Origin of the sequence: Mesorhizobium sp. IMUNJ 23033 (assembly GCF_044778005.1) — a bacterium.
GTDB classification, from domain to species: Bacteria; Pseudomonadota; Alphaproteobacteria; order Rhizobiales; family Rhizobiaceae; genus Mesorhizobium; species Mesorhizobium amorphae_A.
The window spans coordinates 18,173-34,713 of record NZ_JBJACT010000013.1; the positions used below are offsets into that span (position 1 = coordinate 18,173).

The following is a 16,541-nucleotide window of genomic DNA, read 5'->3' on the forward strand; positions in this document are numbered from 1 at the left end:
ATCCGCCGTGCTCACGCTTCCATCCTCACCCTATGGTCCGTCCCGAACTGCTGCCATTTCGCCGGAGCCGGCTCGAATCCCAACGGCCTTACCAGCGACGGCACCTGCCGCGTGTCCAGCTCGAAACGCTCGCGGCGCCGTTCGATGGTCGGAACGGCCGCGATGAGCTTCTTCGTGTAGGCATGCTTCGGCGCCGACAGCACGGATTTTGCGTCACCGATCTCGACGATCTGGCCGGCATAGACCACGGCAATCCGGTGCGCGATGCGCTCCACAACCGCCATGTCGTGCGAGATGAACAGATAGGCCAAACCGAACTCGCGCTGCAGGTCGACCAGCAGCTCCAGCACCCTGGCCTGCACCGAAACATCGAGTGCCGAAACGGCTTCGTCGAGCACGACGACGGAAGGGTTGAGCATCAGCGCCCGGGCAATGCAAAGCCTTTGCCGCTGGCCGCCAGAAAATTCGTGCGGATAGCGCTCGAGGCTGTTTTCCGGCAGGCCGACGCGTTTGAGCAAAGTCGTCATCTTCGCGCGGGTCTCCACATCCACGCGGCCGCCGGTGGCGATCACCGGTTCGGCAAGAATGCTCGCGATCGAAAGCCTCGGATTGAGCGAGGCATAGGGGTTCTGGAACACCATCTGGATCGGCAGCGCGCTCTGCCCGGCCGCGACCTTCCGAGCGGGGGCAGAGAATGTACCCCGCGTCGAGCGCACCAGCCCCAGCACCGCGCGCGCCGTGGTCGATTTGCCGGAACCGCTCTCGCCGACGATGGCCAGCGTCTCGCCTTGCATCAGGTCGAAATCGACGCCGTCCACCGCATGCACCGCGCCGGTTGCGCGCCCGAAGAACCCGCTCTTGACCGGGAACCGCACCACCAGCCCGTCGACCTTCAGCGCCGGCCCGGCGTCTTGCGCCTTGACACGCGACCCATCCGAGCGCGTCGCGCGGCCGCTGGCGAAATGCGGCACCGCGTGCAGCAAATGCTGCGTGTAGGCATGCCGTGGATGGTCGAGGATCTGGTTCAGTCCGCCCTGTTCGACCGCCTCTCCGTTCTGCATCACCATCACCTTGTCGGCGATGCCGGCGACGAGGCCGATATCATGGGTGATAAAGATCATCGACATTCCGGTTTCGCGCTTCAGCTCGGCAAGCAGCGCCATGATCTGCGCCTGCACCGTGACGTCGAGCGCTGTCGTCGGCTCGTCGGCGATCAGCAGGCGCGGATTGCAGGCGAGTGCTGTGGCGATCATAACCCGCTGCAGCATGCCGCCGGAGAGCTGGTTGGGCGTGTATTTGAGGCGCCGCGCCGCGTCGGGGATGCGTACGCGGTCGAGCGCATCTTTGGCCGCCGCCGTCGCCTGGCGGCCGGTCAGGCCGCGATGCAGGCGAAACGATTCCGCGATCTGCGTGCCGATGGTCAGCACCGGGTTGAGCGAGGTCATCGGCTCCTGGAAGATCATGCCGATCTCGGCGCCGCGGATCTTCGTCAGCTGCGGCTCGGTCGCCGTCGTCAGGTCGAAGATGCTGCCGTCGGCACGCTTGAGCCTGATCGAGCCGCCGGTGATGCGGCCGCCGCCAAAGTCGACGAGGCGGTTGATCGACAGTGCGGTGACCGACTTGCCCGAGCCGCTCTCGCCGACGATGGCCAGCGTCTCGCCGTCGGCCAGCTCGAAGCTGACCCCGCGCACCACCTCATTGGCTTGCGGCTTGCGGCCGAAGCCGACGCTGAGATCGGAGACGGAGAGCAGCGGGGTCACGCGATCGCCCTCCGCATCTTCGGATCGAGGATGTCGCGCAAGGCGTCGCCAAGCAGGTTGAAGCCGAGGATGCTGATCATGATGGCGATGCCCGGAAAGATCATCAGCCAGGGTGCGGTTTCCATCAGATTGCGGCTGTCGCTCAGCATCAGGCCGAGCGATGCGGCGGGCGGCTGCGTGCCGAGCCCAAGGAAGCTCAAGCCGGCTTCGGTCAGCAGCGCCCAGGCCAGCGCCAGCGTGACCTGCACGGTCAGCGGCGCTACCAAATTGAGCAGGAGATGCCGCGTCAGGATGTAGCTCGAGCTGCTGCCGAAAGTGCGCGCGGCGTCGACGAATTCGCGCGCCTTGAGCGACAAAGCAGGGCCGCGCACGACGCGCGTGAAGATCGGCGTGTAGACGATGGCGATGGCGATGATGCTGGTCGAGGTTCCCGGCCCGGCGACGGCGACGATGAGCAGCGCCAGGAGGATCGCCGGGAAGGCCAGCAGCACATCCATGACCCGCATCACGATGCCGTCCCAGCGGCGCCCGAACCAGGCTGCCGCCAGCCCCAGAACAGTGCCGGCGAGGGTGGCAAAGGCGACCGAGAAAATGGCGACGATGAACGACTGGCCGATGCCCATCATCAGCCGGCTCGCCACGTCGCGGCCGAACAAATCGGTGCCCATCCAGTAAGTGGCGTCGGGCGCATGCAGCCGGTCTATGCGGTACTGCATCAGCGGATTGTGCGGCGTCAGCCCAAGCAGGCCAAGCACGGCAAGCAGCAGATAGAGCCCGACGATGAAACCGCCGATGCGGCCGCTGGTATGCGCGAAGATCGCGCTCAGCACGCGCATCAATGCTCTCCCAGCCGGATGCGCGGATCGAGCGCGACATAGGCGAGATCGACCAGGAGATTGACGATCATGAAGTTGAAGGCGATGAACAGCACGCATCCCTGCACCAGCGCATAGTCGCGCTGCAGGATCGCATCGAGCACCAGCCGTCCGAGGCCGGGCAGCGCGTAGATCTGCTCGACGATGACGGCGCCGCCGAGCAGATAGCCGAACTCGATGCCGCTGAGCGTCACCACCGGGATCAGCGCATTGGGCAGCGCATGCCGCCAGATGACGGTGCGGGCCGAGGCGCCCTTGCTGCGGGCGGTCCTGACATAGTCATCGCTGAGCACGTCGAGCATGGCCGAGCGGGATATTCGGGTGACCGAGGCTGCGAAGGCGAAGCCGAGCGTGATCGCGGGCAGGATCAGCTGGCCGAGATTGCGCAGCGGATCCCGCCAGAGCGGCGAGAATTCGCCCATCGCCGGCAGCACGCCGAAGCCGGCCGAGAGCGTGTAGATGATCAAGAGCGCCAGCACGAAGTTCGGCGTCGACTGGCCGATCATGGCGGCGATGCGCACGCCGAGATCGGAGAATTTCTCATTGCGGGTGGCGGCAAAGACGCCCGCCGGCACGCCGACGACAAGGGCGATGATCATCGACAGCAGCGCCAGTTCGAGCGTCAGCGGGAAGCGCTCGAGGATGACGTCGAGCACAGGCTTTCCATAGGTGGGGGAGATGCCGAGATTGCCTTGCACGAGTCCGAGCAGCCAGCGCCCGTACTGGACGAACCAGGGCTGGTCGATGCCGAAATAGGCGGCCAGCGCATCGCGCTGCGGCGGCGTCAAAAGACCGGCCTCGGTCCCCAGCATCGCCGTGATCGAGTCTCCCGGAACCATCCGGATGGCCACGAACACGACGATGGAGACGCCGATCAAAACGAGAGGAAACACCGCCAGCCGTCGCAGCAGATAGGTCACGCGAAGAACACCTCTCGTCCGCTCACTTTGGCCGCTACTGCTGGATCGTGACCTTGCTCAGGCTGAACAGCGTGCCGGTCGGTGTCGGCACGAACCCCGCCACGTTCTTCTGCTGCGCCGTGTAGCTGTAGGAGGTGTAGAGCCAGATCCACGGCGAAACCTCGGCGAGGTGCTTTTCGAACTCGGCGAAGATCGCCTTGCGCTTGGCCGGGTCGGTCTCGGCGCGGCCCTGCTGCATCTGGCTGTCCAGCGTGTCGTCGATATAGTTCGCCACCTTCTGCAGATTGCCCGATTTGGTCCAGTAGCGGTTGTACATTGTGTAGGGGTCGGCTCTGCCGCCATTGAGCGCCACGGCCATGTCGAAATCGCCCTTCAGCCAGGCGTCGACATAGACGTTGAGCTCCATCATCTTGATGTCGAGCTTGACGCCGATTTCGGCGAGCTGCGACTGGATGACCTGCGCCTCCGCCGCCGCCGTCGGCGGCTCGCCGGTGGCGCCAATCACGGTCGCCGAAAAGCCGTCGGCAAAGCCGGCTTCGGCCATCAGCTTCTTGGCCTTCTCGACGTCGCGCTTGTAGCAGAACAATTGGCTGGGATCGGTGGCCAGCGAAGGGATGGTCAACGGTCCCGTCACCTTGCCTTCGCCGAGCGAAGCGGTGTCCAGCACCTCCTGCCGGTCGATGGCGCAGGAGATCGCCTGGCGCACCTTCAACTCGGTCATCGGCTTGCGCGAAGGGTTGAGCTGCAGCACGTGATAGGCAAGCACCGGCACGCGGTTGAGCTGCAGGCTGGCCTCCTTCGGCACCAGCGTGGCGACGAGCGGGTCGTTGAGCAGCGCGAAGTCGATCTGCTTGGTCCGCATCGCCGCCAGGATCGCCGTCTCGTCCGGCAGCACGCTGATCTCGATGCCATCGACGCCGGTGGCGCCGCCGGCCCAATCCTTATTGGCGCTGAGCACCTCCTTGGCATTCGGATCCCATTTGTCGAGCTTGAACGGGCCAGAACCGATCGCCGTCGTGCCGATCGAACCGGCGGTGATTTCGCTCGCCGGAACGATGGCCGCGTTGACGTCGCTCATCGCCGTCAGGATCGGCACGTCCGGCTGCGACAAATGGAAGACCACCGTCGCCGGATCGGGCGTGTCGATGCTGGCGATCGACAGGAAATTGGCACGCGCCGCCGCCCCGGTCTTCTCGTCGAGGATGCGCTCGAAGGAGGCCTTCACGTCGGCGGAGGTGACAGTGGCGCCATTCTGGAACTTGGCTTTCGGATTGAGCTTGAAGGTCAGTTCCTTGCCGTCGGCCGAGAACTGCCAGGAATCGGCGATGGCCGGTACGATCTGCAGGCTGGCATCGACCCGGACCAATGGCTCGTAGATCAGCTCCAGCAGCCTGAGCGACGAAAAGGCGGTCTGCTTGTGCGGGTCAAGCCCGGTGGCGTCCTGCGACCAGGCCATGTGCAGCGTCGCAGCACTTGCCTGCAGCGGCACCGCCGCAATGCCGAGCATGGCAGCGAGCGTCATGCCTGAGAGCAGTTTCCTGGTGAGATGCTGTACCATTGTCGTCTCCCATTATTGTCGAAAATGATGCCTTGCAGTTCGCCGGACCGCTTCAAAGGGGCACGCGCCCCGGAATGTCGGCCCAGTATCTCCTTGCGGTTTCACACCGTCCTTTCGCTGATTGCCTTGCGCAGGAACCCTCCGGCCTTGGCGAGTGCCGCGCGCGCCTCTTCCACCCCCAAGCCGGTGATCACCACCAGGATCGCCAGCTTCACGTCTTTGCGGGTTGCTTCAAGCGCATGGCGCGCCTCCTGCGCCGTGCAGCCGGTCGTCTGCATGACGATCCTGACCGCCCTGGCGACCAGCTTCTTGTTGGAAGGGTTCAGGTCCACCATCAGATTCTGGTAGCTCTTGCCGATGCGGATCATGCTGGCGGTGGTCAGCATGTTGAGCACCAGCTTCTGCGCGGTGCCCGACTTCAGCCGCGTCGAGCCGGTGAGGATTTCGGGGCCGACGACCGGCGAGATGGCGATGTCGGCAATGCCGGCAATCGTCGAGCGCGGATTGCAGGACAGCGCCACCGTCGTCGCGCCGACTTCCCTCGCGTAGTTCAGGCCGCCGATGACATAGGGCGTGCGGCCGCTGACCGCGATGCCGACCACGACGTCGTCCGCTGTAAGCTTGATATGCTGCAGATCCCTGACGCCCTGTTTCGGATCGTCCTCGGCGCCTTCCGCTGCCCGCACCAGCGCCTCAGTGCCGCCGGCGATCAGGCCGATGACCATATCCTCGGGAACGCCGAAGGTCGGTGGGCACTCGGACGCATCGAGAACGCCCAGCCGGCCGCTGGTGCCGGCGCCCAGATAGATCAGCCGCGCGCCCTTCTGGAAGGCTTGCACGATCCGGTCGACGGCAGAAGCGATCTGCGGAATGACCTTTTCGACAGCGGCCGCGACGCCCTTGTCCTCGTCATTGATCCGGCGCAGCACATCGACTGTCGGCAGCAGGTCGATGTCCATCGTCCGGGGGTTCCGGTCTTCGGAAACCAGCCGTTCCAGCTCGGACATCAGGCCGTGTTCGCTCATCCACTTGCTTTCAAAACGCCGCCGTCAGCAGGAATGTGACGCAGCGCACGACCTTGACCAGTGCCGGCAGTGGCATTGGCTTCCCGTGTTGGCTGCTTGGGTTCCGCTTCGTTAACTTTTTAGAATTGGATATTCTAAGTGTCAACGAGTTATTGGAATATAATATTCCTCCTTCGATCCGAACTATCGGTCATCGAGCGACTTCTTGGCGAGGATGATCGCCCCCGAAACCGCGTCGCCGTCGGCGGGTTTCAAACGGCGGCGCACATCGGGCGAAAGCCAGGGCTCGAGCGGGCTGGACAGGCCGCCGAGCAGCGTCACCCGCGGCGCGCCTTTGTCGAACAGCACCCGCACGAATGTGTCGACCTGTTCGGCGGCATTCTGCACGATGCGCCGCCCGGCCGCATCGCCCTGGTCGGCATGACGGATCACCATAGGGGCGAAGGCGGCGTAGTCGGTCGCGGTGGCGCGGTCCATCCAGGCGACGGCCTCCATCGGGTCGTCCTTGAAGCGCTGCATGACCTCGCTGAGCAGCGCCGTCCGCTCGTGCCTTCCGTCATGCGCGCGCAGGGCGAGCTGCACCGCCTTCAGCCCCAGAGCCGCGCCGCTGCCCTCGTCGGAGATCGGAAAGCCGTAGCCGCCGACGCGCAGATCGCGCCCCTCGACGAAACCGAGGCCGATCGAGCCGGTGCCGGCAATGACGATGGCGCCGTCCTGGCCTGAATGCGCGCCAAGGCAGGCACCGACGCCGTCGCTGACGAAGGCGATGCTGGCAAACGGATGCGCGATCGCCCTGAGCGCATCCAGCGCGCCCTTGCGGCCGATGCCGGCAAGGCCGATGCCTGCATGGATGCAGGCGATCTCCGCTGATCCAAAACCGGCTTCCTCGATCGCCGCAGCAAAAGCTCGGGCAACCGAGGCCCAGGCCTCATTGATGCCGAGCCGTGTCGTCGCCGGGCCAGACAGGCCTTGTCCGAGCACACCTCCCGCCTCGTCCTCGATGCGGGCACGGCAGCCGGTGCCGCCGCCGTCGACGCCGAGAAAAAACTGCGGCGATGCCGCGCCGGCGCTCATGTGCTGATCCGCTCGATATGGGCGCCGCAAAGACGCAGCTTGCGGTCGAGCTGCTCATAGCCGCGATCGAGGTGGTAGACGCGATTGATCACCGTCTCGCCTTCCGACACCAGCGCCGCCAGCACCAGTGACACCGAGGCGCGCAGATCGGTCGCCATCACCTGCGCGCCCTTGAGCCGCTCGCCGCCGCGCACCAGCGCCATCGTGCCTTGCAGCTTGATGTTGGCACCGAGCCGCATCAGTTCCGGCACATGCATGAAACGGTTCTCGAAGATCGTCTCGCGCAGCAGCGAGGCACCGTCGGCGCAGCACATCAGCGCCATGAACTGCGCCTGCAGATCGGTCGGAAAACCCGGATAGGGCTCGGTGGTGACGTCGACCGCCGTGAGCGGTCCATCCCGCGATACGATCAGCCCGCGGTCGCCCGGCCAGATCTTCACCCCGGCCGCCTCGAGCAACTGCACCACCGATGCCATCTGCTCCAGCCGCGCATGGGTCAGCTCGAGCTGGCCGCCGGTGATGGCGGCCGCCACCGCATAGGTGCCGGCCTCGATGCGGTCGGGGATGATGTCATGCGTGGCGGCACGCCAGCTGGTGCTGCCCTCGACCAGGATGCGGTGCGTGCCTACGCCCTCGATCTTTGCGCCCATGGCGTTGAGGCAGGCGGCGAGATCCGCCACCTCCGGCTCGCGCGCCGCGTTGAGGATCTCGGTTTCGCCCTTCGCCGCCGTCGCCGCCATCATAGCCGTTTCGGTCGCGCCGACCGAGGGCGAGCTCAGCACGATACGCGCGCCTCGCAAGCCGTTCGACGCAGAGGCGACGATCAGCCCGCCCTCGATGCCGATATCGGCACCCAACGCCGCGAGCGTCGCGATATGCATGTCGACCGGCCGCGCACCGATGGCGCAGCCGCCGGGCAGCGACACCCTGGCATGGCCGAAGCGGGCAAGCAGCGGGCCGAGCACCAGCACCGTCGCGCGCATTTTTCGGACCGTGTCGTAGGAGGTCTCCTTGGAAACGGCGGCCCTGGTGTCGATCGTCGCCGCATGGGCGGATCTGGTGACCACGGCGCCGTGAAGCCCGACGACGCCGAGCATGTTTTCCACGTCGGTGACGGCGGGCAGGTTGGTCAGCTCCAGTGGGTACGGACTGAGCAGGGCCGCCGCGATCTGCGGCAGCGCCGCGTTCTTGGCGCCCGAGATCGTCACCGCGCCTTCGAGCCGCTGTCCGCCGACGATCCGCAATCTGTCCATGGCTCTTCGGTCCCGGCCGCTCCCGCATCGGCCTGACAGTCGATCGATCATTCTTTGCTGTCAATTGGAATTGGAATATTTTATTCCTTGTCTCGGCATCGCCGGCCGCCGGCCGGCAAAATTGAACCTGCAAGGGAACTGATGTCCGTCCTGAAGAAGATCGAGGCCAAGCTCGAGACGATGGCGCCGGGCGATCGCGAGATCGGCCAGTACATCGTCGGCAATCCCGACCAGATGCTGCGCCTGTCGACGGCAGCCCTTGCGGCCGAGATCGGTCGCAGCCAGTCGAGCGTCGTCAAGTTCAGCCAGAAGCTCGGCTACGCCAGCTATCAGGAGCTGAAGCTCGCCGTCAGCGAGGCCAAGGCGCAGGAATGGCACGTGCCGGCCGGAATGATCCACGGTTCGATCGAGGTCGACGACAAGTACCAGGTCATGCTGAAGAAGCTGATCGGCAGCAAGCTTCTGTCGATGCAACAGACCGTCGCCGCCAACTCTGAGCGGATCATCTCCAGGGCGCTGCAGATGCTGGACGGCGCGCGCCGCATCCATCTGGTCGGCGTCGGCGCCTCCTCGCTGGTGGCGCGCGATTTCTCCTACAAGCTGATGAAGCTCGGCCGCAACGTGCTGCATGACAGCGACAGCCATGTGCAGATGGCCAATGCCTCGACGCTCGGGCCGGGTGACGTGCTGTTCGCGCTCTCTCATTCCGGTGCCAGCATCGAAACCCTGCGCATCGCCGAGCTTGCCCGCAAGCGCGGCACCACGGTGATCGCCGTCACCGGCCTACATGACAACCCGCTGAGCCGCGTCGCCGACATCCGCCTCTACACCATCGCCGACGAGGAGCGCGCGCGTTCGTCCTCGATCACCGCGCGCGACGCGCAGCTGACCTTGACCGACCTGCTGTTCATCCTGCTCGTGCAGCGGCAGCCGGATGCCAACGAACATATCCACAACAGTGAACTGGCTGTTTCCGTGCTGAAGGCTGAGCGGTCTTCGTAGATACTCCGCACGGAGAGCCAAGCAAGGCCGCCGCAGCATGCAGCTTTTAGCACCCGCATCCGCCTGACTCCAAAATTCCAGCAAGGCTTTTCTTGCCTCTCGCCGCCGAAGGCGCGACGTTGCGAAACGCAGGACATCCGTTCGCAAGGAGGAAAAAATCATGGCATCCGACGTCGCCGTCATCGCAGGCGCAGGGCAGGGGCTCAGCGCTTCGCTCGCGCGCCTTCTCGCCAAAGAGGGCTTTCGCGTCGTGCTGGCCGCCCGCAACACCGGCAAGCTCGCCCCGCTGGTCGAGGAGACCGGAGCGCTCACCGTCGAAACCGACGTTTCCGACCCGGCCTCCGTCGCAAGCCTGTTCGACGCCGCCGACAAGGCCGGCCCGCCAGCGCTTGCCGTCTTCAACGCCAGCGGCCGCACACGCGGTCCGATCGCCGAACTCGATCCGGACGCCGTCAAGCAGGCCCTTTTGGTCGGCGCCTATGGCGGCTTCCTGGTCGGCCAGCAGGCGGCGCGGCGGCTTTTGGCGCGCGGTTCCGGCTCGATCCTGTTCACCGGCGCCACCGCCAGCGTCAAAGGATTTCCCGGTTCGGCAGGCTTTGCCATGCCGAAATTCGGACTGCGCGGGCTGGCGCAGTCCATGGCCCGCGAGCTCAGCCCGAAGAACATCCATGTCGCCCATTTCATCATCGACGGTGCCATCCAGCCGCCCGGGCAGGCCGAGGAGCCGGACCGGCCGGATCGCCGTCTGTCGCCGGGCGCGATCGCCGAGGCCTATCTCGCGATCCACCGCCAGCATCGCAGTGCCTGGAGTTTTGAGGTCGAACTCAGGCCATGGGTCGAGACGTTCTGATCTTTTGATCCAAAGCCGGCGATTCTGCACAGCGGCTGTCGCTCGCCGCCTGCATTGTGCCGCACGCTGGCGGGCGTGCTCGCTGTCGCAAAATCTTTGAGAGAATATTTCCTGCTTCGCGTTGAAGAAGAAAACCGGTTCTTTGATCGGAAGCGCAGCATTGCCGATCCTGTCATCAAGGCTTCGCATCCCGCCTGGCCGATATGATTTCAGCATTGCAAGGAACGCATCATGTCCGAACGAGGAAACGCTTTTAAGCCTTTCGTTTCAACATCAGTCACCAGGCGCGCAGGTCTTGCCGCGCTTCTGGCTTCGGCGCTTGCCATTGTTGCCTTGGCCGCGCCGACACCGTCCTTCGCCGAGGACAAGAAGGCCATCAAGGTCGGCATCATCAGCGGCGAGGACGAGGATGTCTGGCGCGTCGTCGTGGCCCAGGCCGCCGAAAAAGGCCTGACGATCGAGACCGTCGTCTTCAACGACTACACCCAGCCCAACGAGGCGCTGGAGCGTGGCGAGATCGACGCCAATGCCTTCCAGCACAAGCCCTATCTTGACAACCAGATCAAGACGCAAGGCTATCACATCGTCCCGGTCGGCTATACCGGCGTCTGGCCGATCGGCCTCTATTCCAAGAAATACGCCAAGGTCGCCGACCTGCGTGAGGGCGCCGTCATCGGCTTGCCCAACGACCCATCGAATGAAGGCAGGGCGCTGCGCGTGCTGCAGAACGAGGGCGTCCTCAAGCTGAAGGACGGCACCGGCATCCTGGCGACCACCGCCGACATCGCCGAGAACCCGAAGAAGGTCGTCATCAAGGAGCTCGATGCCGGCATTGTCGGGCGTTCGGTGGAAGATCTCGACGCTGCCGTAGTCAACACCGACTGGGCGCTGAAGAGCGGCCTCGGCCCTGACAACCGCATCGCCCAGGAGCCGGTGGCCGACAATCCCTACCGCAACTTCATCGCGGTCAAGGCCGGCAATGAGAACGAGCCCTGGGTCAAGACGCTGGTCGCGGCCTACCAGAACGAGACGGTCAAGGCCGAGTTCGACAAGGTCTACAAGGGCACCGGGATCAGCGCCTATTGATCGGCGCGTGGCTGGCAGAAACAGGCGGTCCGCCACGGAGCGGGCCGCCATTGCATTTGCGGAACGCCGAAACAGGAACCTCGATGAACCAGCATATCAAAGCATCGGCCGATCTGGCGGCGGCCAGCCATCCTCCCGCTTCGGAAGATGTCGTCCGTCTCATCGACCTGAAGCGGCGCTTCGGCGCAACGCCGGCGCTCGATGGCGTCTCGCTGACGGTGCGCAAGGGCGAGATCCTCGGCATCATCGGCCGCAGCGGCGCCGGCAAGTCGACGCTGATCCGCTGCCTGAACGGGCTGGAGCGGCCGGATTCCGGCGCGGTGTTCATCGAAGGCCGCGAGATCAGCCGGCTCGGTGAGCGCGAGTTGCAGCCGCTGCGGCGCCGCATCGGCATGATCTTCCAGCATTTCAACCTGCTGTCGGCCAAGACCGTCGAGGACAATGTCGCGCTGCCGCTCAAGATCGAGGGCCGCCCCAAAGCCGAGCGCCTGGCACGCGCGGCAGAACTGCTTGACCTCGTCGGCCTGTCGGAGAAGGCGAAAGCCTATCCGGCCTCGCTGTCGGGTGGCCAGAAGCAGCGTGTCGGCATAGCCAGGGCACTCGCCGCTTGCCCGGCGCTGCTGCTTTCCGACGAAGCGACCTCGGCGCTGGACCCGGAGACGACGCGCTCGATCCTGGCTCTGCTGAAAGATATCAACCGGCAGTTTGGCTTGACCATACTGCTCATCACCCACGAGATGGAGGTGATCCGCTCGATCGCCGACCGCGTGGCGGTGATCGACGCCGGGCGGATCGTCGAGCAAGGCCCGGTCTGGTCGGTGTTTGCCGACCCGCGTTCCGAGATCACCAAAAGCCTGCTCGGCGGCATCCGTCCGCAACTGCCGGCCGAGATCGCCAGCCGGCTCGTGCCGGGAGCCGGCGCGGAAACGATCCTCAGGATCGACGTCGCCGGCGAGGCCGCGCGCGGCCCGCTGCTATCGGACCTTGCCGATGCCGTGCCGGGTCCGTTCCGCCTCGTCCATGGCGGCATCGACCATGTCCAGCAGCAGCCGGTCGGCACGCTGTTCCTGGCGGTGGCAGGCAACGATGAAAATCATCTGTCGCAAGTGATCGCATTCCTGAAAGCCCGCCAGGCGCGGGTGGAGGTGCTTGGCCATGTCGCCGGTTCTGTTTGAGCTTCTCATTCGTTCGATCTGGGAGACGGTCCTGATGACCGGGGCCTCCGGCCTCATCTCGCTGGTTTTCGGCCTGCCGCTCAGTCTTGCACTGGTCGCCACCGATCGCGGCGGCATCGCCGAAAGCCTGTGGGTGAATCGCGCGCTCGGTGCCATCATCAACGGCTTCCGCTCGGTGCCCTTCATTATCCTTCTGGTGGCGCTGATCCCGGTGACGCGGCTGATCGTCGGCACCTCGATCGGCACCTGGGCGGCGATCGTGCCGCTTTCGATCGCCGCCACGCCCTACTATGCTCGCATCGCCGAAGTGTCGCTGCGCGAGGTCGACCACGGCTTGATCGAGGCGGCGCGCGCCATGGGCGGCAACCGCTGGACAATCATCCGCGAGGTGCTGGTGCCGGAGGCGCTACCCGGCATCGTCGCCGGCTTCACGGTGACGCTGGTGACGCTGATCGGCGCCTCGGCCATGGCCGGCGCCATCGGCGCCGGAGGGCTGGGCGACCTTGCCATCCGCTACGGCTACCAGCGCTTCGAGACCAGCGTCATGGTGGCGGTCGTCATCGTGCTCATCATCCTGGTCTGCGGCATCCAGTGGGCCGGGGACCGGCTCGTCGCCAGGCTGGACCACCGCGCATGACCGCCGGACGCAAGCAGGCTGGGTATCCGTTCGGACGTTCTTTGCCCGCTGGTAGCAAAATGCAGGCCGGCGTTCTCCCATCGGCGTCGAGTTTGGATCGTCCGTTGCTTGGATCGCAAAGGCCAGCGTGCCACCGTGGCGGCCAGGCGCAACGTCTCGCGTAAGGAGCCTGAGCATGCCCAGAATTGTCCCTGTGCTCGATCTTGACCGTCTCGAACAGGGCGCATCGGAGCGCCGGACCTTTCTGTTCGACCTGCGCACCGCCGCTCGCGATGTCGGCTTCTTCTATCTCAGCGGCCATGGCATATCGGCAGCGGAGATCGCCGACGTGCTCGATGCCTCGCGCCGCTTCTTTGCCTTGCCGGAGGCCGACAAGCTGGCCATCGAAATGGTCAAGTCCTCGCAATTCCGCGGCTATACGCGCGCCGGCGGCGAGCTGACCAAGGGCAAGGCCGACTGGCGCGAGCAGCTCGACATCGGCGTCGAGCGCCCGATCATCCCGCAAGGGCTAGGCGTTCCTGCCTGGACGCGGCTGCAAGGGCCGAACCAATGGCCGGCGTCCCTGCCGGAGCTGAAGCCGGCGCTGCTGGCATGGCAGGCGCGGGCGACCGAGGTGGCGATCCGCCTTTTGAAGGCCTTTGCCCAATCGCTCGACCAGGCCGAGGAGGCTTTCGATCCTATATATCGCGACGAGCCCAACCACCGCATGAAGATCGTGCGCTATCCCGGCCGTGACGCGACCGGCGACGACCAGGGCGTCGGCGCGCACAAGGATGGCGGCTTCTTGACGCTGCTGCTGCAGGACGACAACAAAGGCTTGCAGGTCGAGTATGACGGCAGCTGGGTGAATGTGGACCCGCTTCCCGGAACGCTGGTGGTCAACATCGGTGAGCTGCTCGAACTGGCGTCGAACGGCTATCTCCGGGCGACCGTCCATCGCGTCGTCACACCGCCGCCCGGTGTCGAGCGGATTTCCGTTCCCTTCTTCTTCAGCGCTCGGCTCGACGCGACGATCCCGCTGCTGACCTTGCCCGAGGACCTTACGGCCGAGGCGCGGGGGCCGGCCAGCGATCCCGACAATCCGCTGTTTCGCGATGTCGGCACCAATGTGCTGAAAAGCCGCCTGCGCTCGCATCCCGACGTGGCGAAGCGACACTATGCCGATCTGCTGGAAACGGCCACCGCGGCCGGCTGATGTTGCTGCAGCAATGGAGCCGAATTTTTCGCCGTCGGCGCGTTTTTTGGAATTTTGTTCGTCGCAAAAGCGCCTGGGCAAGCCCACATAAGGATTATCGTTCGGCGGTTTCCTCCCATTCCCCGAACGGTGTTCCCCTCTGAAGGTTTGACCTTCATTTTTGGCCGGGCATTCGCGCCCGGCCTTTTTCTTTTGAGTGGTCGCCGGCCACATGGCACTGCGATCATCTTCGATCGGGCGGCGCGGTGCAATATTGCTCTTCATCCGGCGTTCTTGGTACGCGCTCTGACGGACGGCATTGCCGCTCTCGGCAAAATCGTTGATACAGCGGCATGTCCACCGAGCACGCCTTGTGCGGTCCGCTCAGGGACGTAATTGGTATTCCTTCGGAGATCTGATCTTGTTACCGCCTAGCGTTCGCCGCTCCTTGCCGATGGCTCTCCTGCGCGCCCGCGAGGCAATAACGGCGCGCTTCCGGCCGATGCTCGCCCGGCACGATATCACCGAACAGCAATGGCGCGTGTTGCTCGTGTTGGCCGAAGCCGGCCCGCTTGAGGCCACAGAGCTCGCCAATCGCGCCTCGATCCTGCCGCCGAGCCTGACCCGCATCATCAAGGCGATGGAGGAGCGGCAGTTCATCACCCGCAATAAGGTCAAGGACGATGGCCGTCGGGCGCTGCTGGCCATCAGCTCCGCCGGGCTGGCGGTGATCGAGGATCTGTCACCTGAGCGCGCCGCCATCTATGAGGCGATCCAGAAACGCTACGGCGTCGAACAGCAGGAGTGTCTGCTCGACCTTCTCGAAATCCTGATCCAGTCGGAGTCGGAAGGATGAGCTTCTCAACGCCACCGCTGGGCTGAAGGTCGGCGCCACGCTCCAGAGCAACTCCAAGAAAAGTGCGTGGCGGTCCGGAATGCGTAAAAACAAATACTTAGAGCGGGCCGGCGATTCAATCAAAAGCTGAACCGCTCTAGACTCTCAGCCGCAGGCCTTCGGGATCGAAGAACGGCATCGGCGCTACGGTCGCTCGTGTCGGCGTCCCGTCAATGTCGATGCTGAGCTCGGTGCCGACAGCGGTGAAGGGCAATTTGAGATGCGCGGTCGCCAGCACCTTGCCCAGGGAATAGCCATGGTCGCTGTAGGTCACCACCCCGGCATCCTTGTCGCCGGCCATGACCCGGGCGTTAGTCTCGGCCGGTCTGTCGCCGTCGAGGATCAGACCGGTCCAGCGCTCGTCGAGGCCTTGTTCGCGAACCTTGAGCAAAGCGTCACGGCCGACGAAGTCGCCCTTGTCGAACCTGATCCAGCGATCGAGGCCGACATGGAACGGTGTGCGGCTTTCGTCCATGTCGATGCCATGCGCCGGATAGGCCTTCTCCAGCCCCAGCGTGAACATTGCCAGCACGCCATATGGCTTGAGGCCGAAATCCCGGCCGCTGCGCATCAGCATGTCCCAGACCGCAGCCGCCTCGTCGGCCGGCACGAACAACTCGAAGCCGAGTTCGCCGGTCACGCCGGTGCGCGAGATCAGCACGCGCGTCTCGCCGATGCGCCCTGATGTGAACGACCAGCGTTTCAGCCCATCCAGATCGGTGTCCGAAACCAGCACTTTCAGCAGTTGGCGTGAGCATGGCCCCTGGATCGTCGGGAAGGCGATGGCCGCCGTGATATCGGTGACATAGGCGTTTCGCCCCTCGGCATGATGCAGCAGCCAGGGCAACATCTTGAGGCGATTGACCGAGCCGGTCACCAGCATGAAATGCTCCGGCGCCAGCCGGAACACGGTGAGGTCGTCCATGATGCCGCCGTCCTCGCGGCACACCGTGGAGTAGCGCACCTGGCCCGGCTTCATCGCCGACGCGTCGTTGACCATGACATGGTTGACCAGCGCCTCGGCATCCGGCCCCTTGATGTCCATCTTGCCCATGGTGCTGAGGTCCTGGACGCCGACATTGGCGCGGGTGTTCAGGTGCTCGTCGGCGATGCCGGAATAATATTTGGCCGAGATGAAATCGCCGCCGACCCGCCCCATGGTCGCACCCAGTCCGACGATGCTGCCGTAGAAGGGGGATCGCCGCTCAGCCAAGAAGGTCTCCATCGTTCATGAAAAACGGCAGCGCCCGGCGGCGC

General features: G+C 64.9%; 15 protein-coding genes. 7 read left to right on the forward strand and 8 right to left on the reverse strand.

Annotated elements, in window-relative coordinates; all coding sequences use genetic code 11:
- Positions 1–11: 11 nt before the first annotated feature.
- The 7 genes from ACFX5Q_RS15930 to murA form a co-directional block, all read right to left on the reverse strand.
- The gene (locus ACFX5Q_RS15930) at positions 12–1,760 is read right to left on the reverse strand and encodes an ABC transporter ATP-binding protein (protein ID WP_404279433.1); all 1,749 of its coding nucleotides are present in this window, start codon (positions 1,758–1,760) and stop codon (positions 12–14) included.
- Complete coding sequence (locus ACFX5Q_RS15935; RefSeq protein ID WP_404279435.1) at positions 1,757–2,596, reverse strand: ABC transporter permease; 840 nt, start codon at positions 2,594–2,596, stop codon at positions 1,757–1,759. Before ACFX5Q_RS15935 ends, ACFX5Q_RS15930 begins: the two co-directional genes overlap by 4 nt.
- Entirely contained in the window at positions 2,596–3,555 is a 960-nt protein-coding gene (locus tag ACFX5Q_RS15940) for an ABC transporter permease (protein WP_404279437.1), read from the reverse strand. The genes ACFX5Q_RS15935 and ACFX5Q_RS15940 overlap by 1 nt, the downstream gene beginning before the upstream one ends.
- A gap of 34 nt (positions 3,556–3,589) precedes the next feature.
- Entirely contained in the window at positions 3,590–5,113 is a 1,524-nt protein-coding gene (locus ACFX5Q_RS15945; RefSeq protein WP_404279439.1) for an ABC transporter substrate-binding protein, read from the reverse strand.
- A 101-nt stretch (positions 5,114–5,214) separates the two neighbouring features.
- Complete coding sequence (murQ, locus tag ACFX5Q_RS15950) at positions 5,215–6,138, reverse strand: N-acetylmuramic acid 6-phosphate etherase (RefSeq protein ID WP_404279442.1); 924 nt, start codon at positions 6,136–6,138, stop codon at positions 5,215–5,217.
- Positions 6,139–6,321: 183 nt separating this feature from the next.
- Positions 6,322–7,212 carry a BadF/BadG/BcrA/BcrD ATPase family protein gene (locus ACFX5Q_RS15955; protein WP_404279444.1) on the reverse strand — a complete coding sequence of 297 codons (891 nt, stop codon included), beginning with the start codon at positions 7,210–7,212 and terminating at the stop codon, positions 6,322–6,324.
- Positions 7,209–8,465, reverse strand: a complete 1,257-nt coding sequence (murA, locus tag ACFX5Q_RS15960) for a UDP-N-acetylglucosamine 1-carboxyvinyltransferase (protein ID WP_404279446.1) — start codon at positions 8,463–8,465, stop codon at positions 7,209–7,211. The genes ACFX5Q_RS15955 and murA overlap by 4 nt, the downstream gene beginning before the upstream one ends.
- 141 nt (positions 8,466–8,606) lie before the next feature.
- On the opposite strand from murA, the gene ACFX5Q_RS15965 reads away from it, so the two are divergent.
- From ACFX5Q_RS15965 to hpaR, 7 genes are all read left to right on the forward strand, one after another.
- On the forward strand, positions 8,607–9,467 hold the full coding sequence (locus tag ACFX5Q_RS15965) for a MurR/RpiR family transcriptional regulator (protein ID WP_404279448.1): 861 nt from the start codon (positions 8,607–8,609) through the stop codon (positions 9,465–9,467).
- A gap of 160 nt (positions 9,468–9,627) precedes the next feature.
- Positions 9,628–10,317, forward strand: coding sequence for an SDR family NAD(P)-dependent oxidoreductase (locus ACFX5Q_RS15970; protein WP_404279450.1), 690 nt, complete (start codon positions 9,628–9,630; stop codon positions 10,315–10,317).
- Positions 10,318–10,548: 231 nt separating this feature from the next.
- Positions 10,549–11,403, forward strand: coding sequence for a MetQ/NlpA family lipoprotein (locus tag ACFX5Q_RS15975; RefSeq protein WP_404279453.1), 855 nt, complete (start codon positions 10,549–10,551; stop codon positions 11,401–11,403).
- A gap of 83 nt (positions 11,404–11,486) precedes the next feature.
- Positions 11,487–12,578, forward strand: a complete 1,092-nt coding sequence (locus ACFX5Q_RS15980) for a methionine ABC transporter ATP-binding protein (RefSeq protein WP_404279456.1) — start codon at positions 11,487–11,489, stop codon at positions 12,576–12,578.
- Positions 12,559–13,215 carry a methionine ABC transporter permease gene (locus ACFX5Q_RS15985; RefSeq protein ID WP_404279458.1) on the forward strand — a complete coding sequence of 219 codons (657 nt, stop codon included), beginning with the start codon at positions 12,559–12,561 and terminating at the stop codon, positions 13,213–13,215. The genes ACFX5Q_RS15980 and ACFX5Q_RS15985 overlap by 20 nt, the downstream gene beginning before the upstream one ends.
- 175 nt (positions 13,216–13,390) lie before the next feature.
- The gene (locus ACFX5Q_RS15990; RefSeq protein ID WP_404279460.1) at positions 13,391–14,410 is read left to right on the forward strand and encodes an isopenicillin N synthase family dioxygenase; all 1,020 of its coding nucleotides are present in this window, start codon (positions 13,391–13,393) and stop codon (positions 14,408–14,410) included.
- Between the two features lie 433 nt (positions 14,411–14,843).
- Positions 14,844–15,245, forward strand: coding sequence for a homoprotocatechuate degradation operon regulator HpaR (hpaR, locus tag ACFX5Q_RS15995; protein WP_404279689.1), 402 nt, complete (start codon positions 14,844–14,846; stop codon positions 15,243–15,245).
- A gap of 136 nt (positions 15,246–15,381) precedes the next feature.
- Here hpaR and ACFX5Q_RS16000 read toward each other — a convergent pair whose 3' ends face one another.
- Positions 15,382–16,497: an aminomethyltransferase family protein gene (locus tag ACFX5Q_RS16000; protein WP_404279462.1), complete on the reverse strand. Its 1,116-nt coding sequence runs from the start codon at positions 16,495–16,497 to the stop codon at positions 15,382–15,384.
- Positions 16,498–16,541: the final 44 nt, after the last annotated feature.